The sequence below is a fragment of the Bradyrhizobium sacchari genome (assembly GCF_002068095.1).
GTDB classification, from domain to species: Bacteria; Pseudomonadota; Alphaproteobacteria; order Rhizobiales; family Xanthobacteraceae; genus Bradyrhizobium; species Bradyrhizobium sacchari.
In genome coordinates this window covers 110,888-124,628 of record NZ_LWIG01000010.1, presented here as the reverse complement: position 1 = coordinate 124,628, position 13,741 = coordinate 110,888, and the positions used below count along the sequence as shown (strand labels likewise).

The following is a 13,741-nucleotide window of genomic DNA, read 5'->3' as shown; positions in this document are numbered from 1 at the left end:
GAGTCCGTCGGCGGTGTCGGCCAGGCCGTCCTCGTGCAGCGCGCCGGTGATAAGGGCGGTCGCGGCCAGCGCGAGCAGGGCCGCAAGGTTTGGTGTCAGGCCGAACCGGCTGGCGATCTTGTAGACCAAAGCGCCGGCAAGGCCGACCAGCAGTCCCGCGATCGGGAGGGCCCAGGTCGCTCGCGCGACGGCACCGTCGCGCGCCGGCTTCGACGATGCGATGGGGAGGATCGTCACGAACGATGCCGCCATCCTGAGATCGGCGACAAGGGGTTTCAAAAATTCAGCGGGCGCCATCATTTCAGCTTCATCGGCAGGCCGGCGACGACGAACTCGACCTCGTCCGCAACCGCCGCGATGACCTGGTTCATGATCCCAGCGGCATCGCGGAAGCCGCGCGCCAGCGCATTGTCCGGCACGATGCCGAGGCCGACTTCGTTGGTGACGAGGACGACTGGGCTGCTCAGGCGGGGCAAGGCGCCGGCAAGCTCTCTCACGTCGCGCTCCCAGTCGCGCGTCGCATGCATCAGGTTGGAAAGCCAGAGTGTCAGGCAGTCCACCAGCCTTGCGCCGCCGCCGTCGGTTGCGAGCAGAGCGGGCACGAGGTCGAGCGGCACCTCGCGCTCGAGCCAGTCGGTTCCGCGCCGCGCGCGATGCTTCGCGATGCGTGCTTCCATTTCAGCGTCGAGCGCCTCGGCCGTCGCGAGATAGACAGGCCGCCCCGGAAATGCGCGCGCACGCGCTTCCGCCCGCGTGCTCTTGCCCGATCGCGCTCCGCCGGTGATCAGAATGACGGCCATGAAAGTCTCCTGCCGGCAGCACTAATCACCAAACGCGGGCAAAGACAAAGCCGAAATCAGGCCGCCGGGGGCTTGCGCTCACCCCTCGCTTTGCGCAACAGGGGCGGGACAGGAGGCAGGTGTGGGTTTTGCGGGCGCGATGGCTTTGGCGATGGCGGTGGATGCCGTTCTGGGCTGGCCGTCCTGGCTGTTCGCCCGGATCGGGCACCCCGTGACCTGGCTGGGCCGGCTCATCGGCGCGGTCGATACCGGCTGGAATCGCGCCGCCGATCGGCCGGCACGTCGGCGCGCTGCGGGCGTTGCGGGAGCGCTCCTGGTGATTGCGCTCTCCGTCGCACTCGGCTGGATGCTTCAGTCCTTGCTGGCTTCGGGCTGGATCCAGATCGTGCTGGTCGGCGTGCTCGCCTGGCCGCTGGTCGCGCTGCGCTCGCTGCATGATCACGTTGTCGCCGTCGCGAGGCCCTTGCAGGCCGGCGATATCGCCGCCGCTCGCGAAGCGGTCTCGCGCATCGTCGGCCGCGATCCTGCGGTGCTCGATGAAGCCGGCATCGCGCGCGCCGCGATCGAGAGCCTCGCCGAGAATGCCTCCGACGGCATCGTGGCGCCCGTGTTCTGGGGCGCGCTGTTTGGCCTTCCCGGTATTCTCGCATACAAGGCCATCAATACGCTGGATTCCATGATCGGCCATCGCAACGAGCGACACGAGGCCTTCGGCTGGGCCGCGGCGCGCATCGACGATGTCGCCAACTTCATTCCCGCGCGCCTGACCGGGTTTCTGTTCGTGCTGCTGGCACCACAGCGATCCGAGGCACTGTCGTGCATGACGCGCGATGCGCGGCGTCATCGATCGCCCAACGCCGGCTGGCCGGAAGCTGCCATGGCCGGTGCGCTCGGCGTGCGGCTCAGCGGCCCCCGCATCTATCACGGCAGCGTCACGAACGAGCCCTGGCTCAATGAAACCGCGCGCGATCCGCATCCCGCCGACATCGTTGCGGGACTGAAGGTCTACCGCCGCGCCATGCTGCTGCTCGCGGGCCTGCTTGCGATCCTGGCCTTCGCGTGAAAGAACGGGGCATGCGCGAGCACGGTGGAAATCTCGATCTGGCCCAGCGGCGCTTTGGCGGCCGTGCCGAGGACTGGATCGATCTGTCGACAGGAATCAACCGGGTGCCTTATCCGGTGGGCGAGGTGAGCATGCGCGCCTGGACGGCGCTGCCGTCGCGTTCCGAGATCGAAGCTCTGCATCAGGCCGCGCTGCATGCCTATCGCACGAGCGCGCCGATCCTCGCCATGGGCGGTGCACAGGCCGCCATTCAATTGCTGCCGCAACTCGCGTCCGCCGGTCGCGCCCGCATCCTCGCGCCGACCTATAATGAATATGCCGGCGTCCTCTTGGCCGCGGGCTGGGATGTCGAGGAGGTCAGGGACTTTGAGGCATTGGCAGGCGCGGACCTCGCCATCATCGTCAATCCCAACAATCCCGATGGCCGGTGCCACGCGCCCAATGATTTGCTTGCACTGCTGCCGCGCGTCGGCCGTCTCGTCGTCGACGAGAGTTTTGCCGATGCCGTTCCGCATCTGTCGCTCGCGTCGGAAGCGGATCGGCCGGGACTGCTGATTCTGCGCTCGTTCGGAAAGTTCTATGGTCTTGCGGGCCTTCGCCTTGGCTTCGCGATCGGCAATGTCGCCGATATCGGCAAGCTCGCGGCGGCGTCGGGCCCATGGCCCGTGTCGGGAGCTGCGATCGAGGTCGGCTCTCGCGCGTTGCGTGACGATGCCTGGGCCGGTGCCACAGCCGCGCGGCTTGCGCGTGAATGTGTTCGTCTCGACAACATCGCGCAGTCGCAAGGTTGGTCGCTGATTGGCGGCGCGCCGCTGTTTCGTCTTTACGAGACGCCTGACGCTCTCGCCGCACAGGATAAGCTCGCGCGCGCCCAGATATGGTCGCGTGTCTTCGAGCAGAAACCCGCATGGCTGCGGCTCGGGCTTCCCGGCAACGAATCTGAATGGTCGCGCCTTGCCGAGGTTTTAGCGCGCTAGCGCGAGCAGGCCTTCGACGTCGAGATGTTTTTCGATGTGGTCGGCAAGGGCGTCGAGCGCGCTCTCGACCCGGGTGTCATAGGGCTCGTCGCCCGCGGCAATGTCGAGTTTCGCCAGATACGCCTTGCGAAAATCATCCGACGTGAAGAGGCCGTGCAGATAGCTGCCCTGCACGCGACCATCGCGCGAAATCGCGCCTTCCGGCTCGCCGTTCAAGCTGGCGAACGGACGCGCGCGATCGGGCCCGTCGGTGCGGCCGATATGGATTTCGTAAGCCTCGATCGGCTGGTCGGTGGCGGCATGCGTGGCCGTCACGCGCGTCAGCGTCTTCTGCGAGCTCATAACGGTCTCGACATCCAGAAGCCCGAGGCCTGGCGTGTCGCCCGCGGGGCCCTCGATGCCTTCAGGGTCGGCGACGCTGCGCCCGAGCATCTGATAGCCGCCGCAGAGGCCGAGCACATGGCCACCCCGGCGGTGATGCGCCAGGAGATCGATGTCCCAGCCCTGCGCGCGCAGGAAGGCGAGGTCGCCGCGGGTGGATTTCGAGCCGGGGATGATGACCAGACGGACATCGCCGGGGATCGCCTCGCCCGGGCGCACCATGACGAGATCGACGCCAGGCTCGAGCTTGAGCGGATCGAGATCGTCGAAATTGGCGATCCGCGATAGCGCCAGGCACGCGATCTTGCATTGGCCCGGCTTGCGCGCATCGCTCAGGCCCAGCGCATCCTCGGCCGGCAGCTCGCCGGCACGGGCAAACCAGGGCAGCACGCCGAGGCCGCGCCAGGCTGTCTTCTGCTCGATCAGTCTATAGCCATCGTCGAACAGCGTTGGATCGCCGCGAAACTTGTTGATGACAAAACCCTGGATCATCGCGGCATCGTCGGGGTCGATCACCGTCTTGATGCCGACCAACTGGGCGATGACGCCGCCGCGGTCGATGTCGCCGACCAGCACGACCGGCACGTCGGCCTTTCGGGCAAAGCCCATATTTGCGATGTCGGCCTTGCGCAGGTTCACTTCGGCCGGGCTGCCGGCGCCTTCGACCAGCACGAGATCGGAGCGCGCCTTCAGGCGCTCGAAGCTCTCCAACACGGCGCCCATCAGCGATGGCTTCATCGCCGCATATTCGCGCGCGCGCGCGGTCGCGATACGTTTTCCCTGCACGACGACCTGTGCGCCGACGTCGGTCTCGGGCTTGAGCAGTACCGGGTTCATGTCGGTGTGCGGCTCGACGCCCGCTGCGAGCGCTTGAAGCGCCTGGGCGCGGCCGATCTCGCCGCCATCGACGGTGACGGCCGCGTTGTTCGACATGTTCTGCGGCTTGAACGGGAGCACGCGCAAGGCCCGCCGCGTGAAGGCGCGCGCGAGGCCGGCGACGATGAGCGACTTGCCCACGTCCGAGCCCGCCCCCTGGATCATCAATGCGCGCGCCATTGAATTTCAGAACTCGACGCCGGCCTGTGCCTTGATGCCGGAGCGGAATGGGTGCTTGACCAGTGTCATCTCTGTGACGAGGTCGGCGATCTCGATCAGCTCATCCTTGGCGTTGCGTCCGGTGAGCACGACATGCGTCATCGGCGGCTTTTGCGTCGCCAGGAATTCAACGACCTCGGCGATGTCAAGATAGTCATAGCGCAGCGCGATGTTGATCTCGTCGAGCACGACCATGCGCAAGTTCGCATCAAGAATCAGCTCCTTGGCCTTCTCCCAGCCGGCGCGCGCGGCGGCGATGTCGCGGGCGCGGTCCTGCGTCTCCCAGGTAAAACCTTCGCCCATCGCGTGGAACTGGCAGAGTTCGCCGAAATGGCCGGTCAGCAGGCGCCGCTCGCCGGTATCCCACGCGCCCTTGATGAACTGAACGACCGCACAAGGGAAGCCGTGGGCGACGCAGCGGACGATCATGCCGAAGGCGGAAGAGGACTTGCCCTTGCCGGCGCCGGTATGGACGATGATGAGGCCCTTTTCGCCGCTCTTGGTCGCCATGATCTTGTCGCGGGCGGCCTTCTTCTTCGCCATTTTCTGGGCGTGGCGGGCGGCGGTTTCCTCGGCCGTTTGGGTATCCGGTTCAGGCGTCATCTGACGGGGTCCTTCGGCTTGACAAGAGGCGGCCGGGGGCAAATGGTGGCCCGGCGTTGGTTCCTGTCCTATGACAGGCGAAGAGGGAATGCGATAGGGTCCGAATCGGCAAGATCCGGATCCAAAATGCAGCCGCCCCCGCGACCGTGACCGGAGAGATGCCCGAAGCCACTGATTCCCGCGGGAATCGGGAAGGCGGGGATCGAAGGGCAAAACCCTGCTCCGCAAGCCGGGAGACCTGCCAGCGCGGACGAGTTTTGGACCGGCGGACGGGGTGTTCCGCGACGGGGAAACGAACCCTCGCAAGACGGTTCGTGGGCCTCTTCGCCTCCGCCGTTTATTCTGGAAGAGGCGATGACCGTCACACTTCACGTCTGCATCACCTGCCGCGCCGGCCAGACGCTCGGCGAGGGCGAGACAACGCCCGGCAAGCGCCTGCATGGCGCGATCCTCGAGGCCGGCGTGCCCGATGGCGTCAATGTGGTTCCCGTCGAATGCCTGTCTGCATGCAGCCAGGGCTGCTCGGTCGCGCTCAGCGCGCCCGGCCGCTGGTCCTATGTCTATGGCCGCCTGTCGGATGCCAATGCGCAGGACGTGGTCGCCGGTGCCGCGGCCTATGCGGCCGCGCCTGATGGCCTCGTGCCCTGGCGCAGCCGCCCCGAAATCTTCCGCAAGCAGTCGCTTGCCCGCATTCCCCCCATTGCCGTCATGCCGGAGGCCGCCGAATGAACTCGCTTGCAAAAGTCCCTGTGACGGTGGTCACCGGTTTCCTTGGTTCCGGCAAGACGACGCTGATCCAGCATCTGCTGAGCAATGCGGGCGGCAAGAAGCTCGCCGTGCTCGTCAACGAGTTCGGCAGTGAAGGTGTGGACGGCGAGATCCTGAAATCCTGCGCCGATGCCAATTGCCCGGAAGAGAACATCGTCGAGCTCGCCAATGGCTGCATCTGCTGTACCGTCGCCGACGATTTCATTCCGACCATGGAGCAATTGCTGGCGCGTCCGGTGCGGCCCGATCACATCCTGATCGAGACCTCGGGCCTGGCGCTGCCCAAGCCGCTGCTGAAAGCCTTCGACTGGCCGGAGATCCGCTCACGCATTACGGTCGACGGCGTCATCGCGCTTGCCGATGCCGAGGCTGTGGCGGCCGGCCGCTTCGCGCCTGATCCGGATGCAGTCGAGGCCCAGCGCGCAGCGGACGAAAACCTCGATCACGAGACGCCGCTGTCGGAAGTGTTCGAGGACCAGATCGCCTGTGCCGACATCGTGCTGCTGACCAAGGCCGATCTCGCCGGTAGCGCCGGCATCGAAGCGGCCAAGGCCGTGATCACCGCCGAGATGCCGCGCCCGGTGCCGATGCTGCCCGTCACCGACGGTGCCATCGATGCGCGCGTCATCCTCGGTCTCGGCGCTGCCGCCGAGAACGATCTTGCCGCGCGTCCCTCGCATCATGATGGCGAGGAGGAGCACGAGCATGACGATTTCGCCTCCGTCGTGATCGATCTTCCCGAGGTGGCGGACGTCGATGTGCTGGTTGCTTCCGTCCAGCGTCTGGCGCGCGAGCAGAACGTGTTGCGCGCCAAGGGCTACATCGCCGTCGCGGGCAAGCCGATGCGCCTCTTGCTGCAGGCCGTCGGCGAGCGCGTGCGTCACCAGTTCGACAAGCCCTGGGGCGCAGGCGGCAGGCAGTCAAAGCTCGTCGTGATCGGCGAGCATGGCGACATCGACGAGGCCGCGATCAAGGCGGGATTGGGAGTCTGATGCACGTCGTCTTCCGCGAGAGCCGCGGTCTGGAGGAGACCGCGACGCCAAGAGACATCGGCCAGGATCCGGCCGATCTCGTGGCGCTCTCGTACTCGGATTCCGATCTTGCCGCGTTCGCGGCCGGCTGGCGGCGTGGCCGCGACAGCCTGCCGTCGCTGCGGCTCGCCAATCTCGCGGAGCTGCGTCACCCGCTGTCGGTCGATACCTATATCGAGCGCACGCTGTCGCGGGCGCGCGGCATATTGGTGCGTTTGATCGGTGGGGAATCCTACTGGCCGTATGGGCTCGCGGCCCTGCAGCAGCTCGCGAAGGACCGCAAAATCGTGTTGGCCGTGCTGCCGGCCGACGGCCGCGATGACACGCGGCTCGATGCGTATTCGACCCTGCCGGTTTCGACGCTGCGGCGGCTCAAGGTGCTCTGCGACACCGGCGGCCCGGTCGCGGCGCAAGCGGCGATTGCGCAGCTTGCGCTCGCCTCGGGTCTCTATGCAGGCCCGGTCGTCGGCGAGATGAGCGTTCCGGAGATGGGCTTTTACGATCCTGCACGTGGCGTCATCCCTGCGCCGGTCACGGCTAACGGAAAGCCGCGCGCGCTGGTGACGTTCTATCGCTCCTATCTCACCGCTGCCGACACCGGCCCCGTCGATGCCCTCATCGCGGCGTTGCGCGACAAGGGTTTTGACGCGCATGGCGTGTTCGTCACCTCACTGAAGGCCGCGGGTGTTGCCGATTGGTTGCGCGCCCATCTCGCGCAAAATCCTCCGGCCGCGATCGTCAATGCGACAGCGTTTTCGGCCGTTGGCGACGACGGCGCCACGCCGTTCGATGCCGTCCCGTGTCCGGTGTTCCAGGTCGCGCTGTCGACGGCGCGGCGTGAGGACTGGATGGAATCGCTGCGCGGCCTGTCGCCCGGCGATCTCGCGATGCATGTGGTATTGCCCGAGGTGGATGGCCGACTGTTCGCGGGCGTGGTGAGTTTCAAGTCCGCTGCGGAGCGCGATCCTGATCTGCAATTTTCGCATCTGGCGCACCGGCCGGACGCGGAACGCGTGACGGCCATCGCCGCGCGCGTTGCGGCCTGGCGGCGGCTGGCGGTGAAGTCTGCGGCCGAGAAGCGCGTGGCGATCGTGCTCTCGAACTATCCGGGCCGTCCGCACCAGATCGCCCATGCCGTTGGACTCGATGCGCTGGCTTCGGTCGAAGCCCTGGTATCCGATCTCGCGGAAGCCGGTTTCGATGTCGCGCCGGTCCATGCGCTCGGCGAGACGCTGCTCGCGCAGCAATTGACCTGGAGTGTCGCCGACTATCGCGCCGCGCTGTTGCGTCTCCCGCAATCCTTGCAGGATGATCTCGCACGGGCCTGGGGCGCGCCGGAGGATGATGCGAGCTGCAGCGACGGCGCGTTTCGCTTTGCGGGCATCGCGTGCGGAAAGTCGATCATCGCGGTTCAGCCCGAACGCGGCGATGCCACCACACGCGATGCCGATTATCACGATCTCGCCCGCACGCCGCGCCATGCCTATGTCGCGTTCTACCTCTGGCTCCGCGGGCAGGGGATCGATGCCGTCGTGCACATGGGTGCGCATGGCACGCTGGAATGGCTGCCCGGGAAATCCGTCGCGCTGTCGTCAAGCTGCTGGCCGGAAGCCCTGATCGGCGATCTTCCCGTCATCTATCCCTTCATCGTCAACGATCCCGGAGAAGCCGCACAGGCCAAACGGCGCCTGGGGGCCGTCACCCTCGGTCATCTTCCGCCGCCGCTCGAACGATCGGCTATGCCGGAAGGACTGCGCCGGCTCGAGCGCTTCCTCGACGAATATTCGACCNCCGCCGATGGTCTCGATCCTGCGCGCCGCCAGCGCCTGATCGCGGCGATCCGCGATGAGGCGCGCGCCGCAGGGCTCGAGGACGATCTCGGCCTCGATGCCTCGGCCGCACCGGCCGAAGCGATCCCGCGCATCGATCGCTTCGTCTGCGATCTCAAGGAGAGCCAGTTCGGCGACGGCCTGCACGTGTTCGGCCGCGCCGCCTGCGGCGAAGCAGAGCGGGATGCGCTGCGTGCGGCGCTTGGCGGCCGCCGCATCGCGCCGGGGCCGTCGGGCTCGCCTTATCGCGGCCGTCAGGACGTCTTGCCAACGGGGCGCAATCTCTTCGCCGTCGATCCGCGCGCGGTGCCGACGCCGTCGGCGCATTCGCAAGGCATCAAGCTCGCCGAAGAGCTGTTGCGGCGCCACCTGCAGGATCACGGTGATTGGCCGAAAGGCCTTGTCGTCGATCTCTGGGGTTCGGCGACGATGCGCACCGCCGGCGAAGAATTTGCGATGGCGCTGCATCTGGCCGGCCTTGCGCCGCGATGGGATCACGCGTCCGGCCGCGTCACTGGCTATGACATCATCGCACCGGCCGAGCTTGGCCGTCCCCGCATTGATGTCACCTTGCGCGTATCCGGCCTGTTTCGCGATGTCTTCGCAGGCCTTGCGCAATTGTTCGAAGCCGCGTCCGAGGCGCTCGCCTCGCGCGACGAGGAGGGCGATGAAAATCCGTATCGCCACCGCACCTCCCGCGTGTTCGCGCCCCGTCCCGGACAGTACGGCGTCGGCCTCTCGGCCATCCCCGATGCGCTGACGCCCGAGACGCGCGATGCGGCCGGCGAAGCGTGGCTGTCGGCGTCGTCCTGGGCGTTCTCCGCCGACGGCGAGATCAAGCTTGATCGCGCCGGTATCGAACGGCGGCTCGCCTCCGCCGACGCTTTCGTCCATGTTCAGGACTTGCCGGAAACCGATCTGCTGCTTGCTGCGGATTATGCCTCGCACGAAGCCGGTGTCGCAGCGGCAGCAGCGCATCTCGGCGGGACAGCGCCATCACTCTATCATCTCGACGCGACGCGCCCCGACCAGCCGCATGCGCGCACGCTGACTGAAGAGATTTCGCGCGTGGTCCGCGCGCGCGCGGCCAATCCGGCCTGGATCGCCGGCATGATGCGCCACGGTTTTCGTGGCGCTGCCGAGATCACCGCGACGCTCGAGCACATGGCCGCCTTCGCCCATCTCGCCGATGTCGTGCCGCCGCATCTGTTTGACCTCTACTACGATGCGACGCTCGGCGATGCCGATGTCCGCACCTTCATGGCGCGCGAAAATCCAGCGGCGCTCGCTGCGATGGAGACCTGCTTCACCCGCCTGCACGAAGCCTCACTCTGGCGAACGCGCCGCAATTCCATCGCCGCGGCGCTCAAGGAGGCCTCATGAGCGCAGCCATGGTCAAGGGCTGGTGCCCCGGCGCGCTGCGGCCGATGCAATCGGGCGACGGGCTGGTCGTCCGGGTGCGCCCGTTCGGCGGGCGGCTCGATGCGGCGCAGATCTCCGGACTTGCGCATCTCGCTGAACGCCACGGCAATGGCCTGATCGACGTCACCAGCCGCGCCAATCTCCAGATCAGGGGCGTCAGCGACAGCAGCCACCGGCTGCTCCTCGACGGGCTCGCGCAGCTGGCGCTGCTTGATCCCGACGCCGACACCGAATCCCGGCGCAACATCCTGGTGACGCCGTTCTGGCGCGCAGGCGACGAGACCCAGGCGCTCGCTGCCGAACTCGAAGAGGCGCTCGAGAACACCGCGCTCGCGCTTCCGACCAAATTCGGCTTTGCCGTCGATGACGGCACCTCGCGCGTGCTCGCCGGCGATTCCGCTGATGTGCGGATCGAGCGCGACCGTGGCGGTGACCTGCTGGTGCGGGCCGATGGTGCCAAGCTCGGCCGTTCCGTGGCGCGCGGTGAGGCCGTGGCAACAGCGCTTGCCTTTGCGAGCTGGTTCATCGCCTCTGGCGGCGCCAAGGACGGGCGGGGGCGCATGGCGGCGTATCTCGCGGCCGGCGCGAGCCCGCCCGAGGCTCTGCGTGGCGCGGCTGAGCCTGCGCCGGTGATGGCCGCGGCGCGTCCCGGCCTCTATCCACAGGGCGCGATGGTCGGTGTCGCTTTCGGGCAGTTGCCGCATGCGACGCTCAACCAGTTGGCCGGTTGCGGACATGCGTTGCGCATGACGCCATGGCGGATGGTCTTGAGCGAGGGCAAGCGGACGATGCCCTCCGCGGCCGGCCTCATCACCGAGGCCTACGACCCGGCGCTGCGCGTCATCGCCTGCAGCGGTGCGCCGCGCTGTCGCGAGGCCCACGCCGACACCCGGGCGCTGGCGGCGGCGCTTGCGCCGAATATCGGCGCGGCCGCGCGGCTTCACGTCTCCGGTTGCGCCAAGGGCTGTGCGCATTCCGGCGCGGCCGCGATCACGCTGGTCGCGACCCACGCCGGCTTCGATCTCGTGCGCGGCGGATCGACGCGCGATGAACCTGTCCTGCGCGGCCTGAATCACGACGACATCGTCGGCAACCCCTCCATCCTGCTGGGAGGGCATTGATGCCGCACGTTTACGAGACCGACGGCGCGGCGATCTACCGGCAGTCCTTTGCGACCATTCGCGCCGAAGCCGATCTTGCCCGCTTCACACCCGATGAGGAGCAGGTCGTGGTGCGGATGATCCATGCCGCCGGCATGGTCGGCCTCGAAGCGCATATCCGCTTTACGCCAGGCATGGCGACCGTCGCGCGCGCCGCCCTGCAGAAGGGCGCGCCGATCCTGTGCGACGCGCGCATGGTCTCGGAAGGGATTACGCGCGCGAGATTGCCCGCCGCCAATGCCGTGATCTGCACGCTCGGTGACGAACGCGTCCCCGCGCTCGCGCAATCCATGCGCAATACCCGCTCGGCTGCGGCTCTGGAGCTGTGGCGGCCGCATCTCGATGGCGCGATCGTTGCGATCGGCAATGCGCCGACCGCGCTGTTCCATCTTCTCAACATGCTGGAGGACCAAGGCTGTCCGCGGCCGGCGGCGATCATCGGCTGTCCGGTTGGCTTCGTCGGGGCCGCTGAGTCCAAGGCGGCGCTGATGGCCGATCCGAAGATCGCAGCGCTGACGGTCGAGGGCCGCCTCGGCGGCTCCGCCATCACCGTTGCTGCCGTGAACGCGCTGGCGAGCCGGAGCGAATAGCGATGGGACGCATCATCTGCTGCGGTCTCGGCCCCGGCGATCCCGATCTGATGAGCGTGCGCGCCGATCGCACGGTGCGTGCCGCGCAGCATGTCGCCTATTTTCGCAAGAAGGGCCGGCCAGGCCAGGCGCGCCGCATCGTCGAGGGTATGCTCGCAAGCAACGTCACGGAATACCCGATGGAATATCCGGTCACCACCGAGATCGCCTTCGACAGCCACGAATACGTGCAGCTGCTGGCCGGATTCTACGATGAATGGGCGGAGCGCCTGGCGCGGCTTTCGCGCGCGGTCGATATCGTCGTGCTCTGCGAGGGCGATCCCTATTTCTATGGCTCCTTCATGCATCTGCACTCGCGCCTCCAAGGCCGCGTCGATATCGAGGTGATCGCGGGCATCCCCGGCATGGTCGGCTGCTGGAATGGCGTCGGCCAGCCGATCGCGCTCGGTGACGACGTGACGACGGTGCTGATGGGCACGCTTGCCGAAAGCGAGCTCGAACGCCGCATGCGCGATTCCGATGCGCTGGTCGTCATGAAGACCGGCCGCAATCTTGCAAAAGTGCGCCGCGCGCTCGCAGCCGCCGGCCGGCTCGACGACGCCTGGCTGGTCGAACGTGGCACCATGCCGGGCGAGCGCGTCATGCGGCTCGCCGAGATCGATGCCGCCGATTGTCCTTACTTTGCGATCGTGCTCGTGCACGGCAAGGGCCGGCATCTGGATGCCGCCGAATGACGGGCACATTGACCATCGCGGGCCTCGGCCCTGGCAGCGAGGCGCTGGTGACGCCGGAGGTTTCCGCTGCGCTCGCCTCCGCGACAGATATTTTGGGCTATGCGCCCTACGTCGCGCGCGTGCCGCCGCGACCGGGTCTCACCCTCCATCCCTCCGACAATCGCGAAGAGCTGCAACGCGCGAGCGAGGCGCTGCGTCTGGCCGCCGAAGGCGGCCAGGTCGTTATTGTCTCCTCCGGCGATCCCGGTGTCTTCGCGATGGCATCCGCCGTGTTCGAGGCGCTCGAACGGGCGCCGCAATGGCAGGCGCTGCCGATCCGCGTGCTGCCGGGCATCACCGCGATGCTGGCGGCGGCCGCGCGCACGGGCGCGCCGCTCGGCCATGATTTCTGTGCGATCAACCTCTCCGACAATCTGAAGCCGTGGGCGGTGATCGAGAAGCGCCTGCGCCTCGCCGCGGAGGCCGACTTTGCGATTGCGATGTACAATCCGCGCTCGGCAAGCCGGCCGGAGGGCTTTGGCCGCGCGCTGGCAGTGCTGAAGGAGGCCGGCTGCGGCGAGCGCCTCGTGATCTTCGCGCGCGCGATCAGCACTGCCGACGAGAAGATCGAGACCGTGACGCTCAACGAGGCCCGGCCCGAAATGGCTGATATGCGCACGCTGGTGATCGTCGGCAATTCGCAGACGCGCCGTGCCGGCCGCTGGGTCTATGCGCCGAGGCGGNNGAGCCACTGCATCACCTCGGCGACGCTTTCGACCCGCGGGCGATCGGGCAGCTTTGGTCGCGAGATCATGATCACGGGGATCTTCAGCAGGCGAGCGGCGTCGATCTTGGCGCGCGCGCCGTCGCCGCCGGAATTACGGGCGACGATCCAGGCGATGCCGCGTGCGCGCATCATCTCGAGCTCGCCATCAAGGGTGAACGGTCCGCGCGACACGATCACATCGGCGGTGAAGGGCAGGGGGCCTTCAGGCGGATCGACGAAGCGCAGGGTGTAGGCGTGCTGCGGCCTGGTCGCGAATGGCGCGATGTGCTGGCGGCCGATAGCGAGGAATACGTTTGCAGGCGGCTCGGGCAGCGCCGCGACCGCGGCTTCGACGTCGGTCACCTCGATCCAGTTGTCATCGGAGGCCTTGGCCCAGGGAGCGCGTTCGAGCGCGATCAGCGGGGTGCCCGTTTCCGCGCACGCCTGTACGGCATTGCGGCTCATCTCGGCGGCAAAGGGATGCGTCGCGTCGATCACATGCGTGATGCCCTCGCGGCGGATGGTGTCGGCAAGGCCGCTCAC

At 67.4% G+C, this 13,741-nt stretch carries 13 protein-coding genes, 2 pseudogenes and 1 riboswitch; of the genes and pseudogenes, 10 read left to right on the top strand and 5 right to left on the bottom strand.

Translation table 11 applies throughout. From position 1 onward, the window contains the following. On the bottom strand, positions 1-300 hold a 300-nt coding region (locus A5906_RS44395; protein WP_245326731.1), incomplete at its 3' end, for an adenosylcobinamide-GDP ribazoletransferase. Further along, positions 297-800, bottom strand: coding sequence for a bifunctional adenosylcobinamide kinase/adenosylcobinamide-phosphate guanylyltransferase (cobU, locus tag A5906_RS14170; RefSeq protein ID WP_080135807.1), 504 nt, complete (start codon positions 798-800; stop codon positions 297-299). The genes A5906_RS44395 and cobU, both read right to left, overlap by 4 nt. Before the next feature lie 121 nt (positions 801-921). On the opposite strand from cobU, the gene cbiB reads away from it, so the two are divergent. Next, a complete protein-coding gene (gene cbiB / locus A5906_RS14165; RefSeq protein WP_080135806.1) occupies positions 922-1,863 on the top strand; it encodes an adenosylcobinamide-phosphate synthase CbiB in 942 nt (313 codons plus the stop codon). An 11-nt stretch (positions 1,864-1,874) separates the two neighbouring features. Next, a complete protein-coding gene (cobD, locus tag A5906_RS14160; protein ID WP_080135805.1) occupies positions 1,875-2,840 on the top strand; it encodes a threonine-phosphate decarboxylase CobD in 966 nt (321 codons plus the stop codon). Here cobD and A5906_RS14155 read toward each other — a convergent pair. Together A5906_RS14155 and cobO are read right to left on the bottom strand one after the other, a co-directional pair. After that, entirely contained in the window at positions 2,829-4,277 is a 1,449-nt protein-coding gene (locus A5906_RS14155) for a cobyric acid synthase (protein WP_080135804.1), read from the bottom strand. The two genes, cobD and A5906_RS14155, sit on opposite strands and share 12 nt — an antisense overlap. A 6-nt stretch (positions 4,278-4,283) precedes the next feature. After that, complete coding sequence (cobO, locus tag A5906_RS14150) at positions 4,284-4,919, bottom strand: cob(I)yrinic acid a,c-diamide adenosyltransferase (protein ID WP_080135803.1); 636 nt, start codon at positions 4,917-4,919, stop codon at positions 4,284-4,286. Between the two features lie 40 nt (positions 4,920-4,959). Beyond that, positions 4,960-5,179, top strand: a riboswitch (cobalamin riboswitch). A 94-nt stretch (positions 5,180-5,273) separates the two neighbouring features. On the opposite strand from cobO, the gene A5906_RS14145 reads away from it, so the two are divergent. The 8 genes and pseudogenes from A5906_RS14145 to cobJ form a co-directional block, all read left to right on the top strand. After that, on the top strand, positions 5,274-5,648 hold the full coding sequence (locus tag A5906_RS14145; RefSeq protein ID WP_080135802.1) for a DUF1636 family protein: 375 nt from the start codon (positions 5,274-5,276) through the stop codon (positions 5,646-5,648). Then, complete coding sequence (gene cobW / locus A5906_RS14140; RefSeq protein ID WP_080135801.1) at positions 5,645-6,679, top strand: cobalamin biosynthesis protein CobW; 1,035 nt, start codon at positions 5,645-5,647, stop codon at positions 6,677-6,679. The genes A5906_RS14145 and cobW overlap by 4 nt, the downstream gene beginning before the upstream one ends. Beyond that, positions 6,679-8,508, top strand: a pseudogene (locus A5906_RS44390) (cobaltochelatase subunit CobN); the annotation flags it as partial. The gene cobW and the pseudogene A5906_RS44390, both read left to right, overlap by 1 nt. Before the next feature lies 1 nt (position 8,509). Then, positions 8,510-9,930 (top strand): cobaltochelatase subunit CobN (locus A5906_RS44385; protein WP_245326730.1); only part of this gene is annotated, 1,421 nt, incomplete at its 5' end. Next, positions 9,927-11,090: a precorrin-3B synthase gene (gene cobG / locus A5906_RS14130; protein ID WP_080135799.1), complete on the top strand. Its 1,164-nt coding sequence runs from the start codon at positions 9,927-9,929 to the stop codon at positions 11,088-11,090. The genes A5906_RS44385 and cobG, both read left to right, overlap by 4 nt. After that, positions 11,090-11,719 (top strand): precorrin-8X methylmutase, encoded by a 630-nt coding sequence (locus A5906_RS14125; protein ID WP_080135798.1) that lies wholly within the window; start codon positions 11,090-11,092, stop codon positions 11,717-11,719. The genes cobG and A5906_RS14125 overlap by 1 nt, the downstream gene beginning before the upstream one ends. Before the next feature lie 2 nt (positions 11,720-11,721). Beyond that, on the top strand, positions 11,722-12,453 hold the full coding sequence (locus A5906_RS14120; RefSeq protein ID WP_080135797.1) for a precorrin-2 C(20)-methyltransferase: 732 nt from the start codon (positions 11,722-11,724) through the stop codon (positions 12,451-12,453). Further along, positions 12,450-13,175 (top strand): annotated as a pseudogene (cobJ, locus tag A5906_RS14115) (precorrin-3B C(17)-methyltransferase); the annotation flags it as partial. The gene A5906_RS14120 and the pseudogene cobJ, both read left to right, overlap by 4 nt. Positions 13,176-13,177: 2 nt before the next feature. Here the strand turns inward: cobJ and A5906_RS14110 are convergent. Continuing rightward, positions 13,178-13,741 (bottom strand): cobalt-precorrin-6A reductase (locus A5906_RS14110; protein ID WP_245326729.1); only part of this gene is annotated, 564 nt, incomplete at both ends.

Bases quoted from the DNA above. Each gene is read 5' to 3' on its own strand.
- cobU (WP_080135807.1), bottom strand. From the start codon at position 800: ATGGCCGTCATTCTGATCACCGGCGGAGCGCGATCGGGCAAGAGCACG.
- cobD (WP_080135805.1), top strand. From the start codon at position 1,875: ATGCGCGAGCACGGTGGAAATCTCGATCTGGCCCAGCGGCGCTTTGGC.
- A5906_RS14155 (WP_080135804.1), bottom strand. From the start codon at position 4,277: ATGGCGCGCGCATTGATGATCCAGGGGGCGGGCTCGGACGTGGGCAAG.
- cobO (WP_080135803.1), bottom strand. From the start codon at position 4,919: ATGACGCCTGAACCGGATACCCAAACGGCCGAGGAAACCGCCGCCCGC.
- A5906_RS14145 (WP_080135802.1), top strand. From the start codon at position 5,274: ATGACCGTCACACTTCACGTCTGCATCACCTGCCGCGCCGGCCAGACG.
- cobW (WP_080135801.1), top strand. From the start codon at position 5,645: ATGAACTCGCTTGCAAAAGTCCCTGTGACGGTGGTCACCGGTTTCCTT.
- cobG (WP_080135799.1), top strand. From the start codon at position 9,927: ATGAGCGCAGCCATGGTCAAGGGCTGGTGCCCCGGCGCGCTGCGGCCG.
- A5906_RS14125 (WP_080135798.1), top strand. From the start codon at position 11,090: ATGCCGCACGTTTACGAGACCGACGGCGCGGCGATCTACCGGCAGTCC.
- A5906_RS14120 (WP_080135797.1), top strand. From the start codon at position 11,722: ATGGGACGCATCATCTGCTGCGGTCTCGGCCCCGGCGATCCCGATCTG.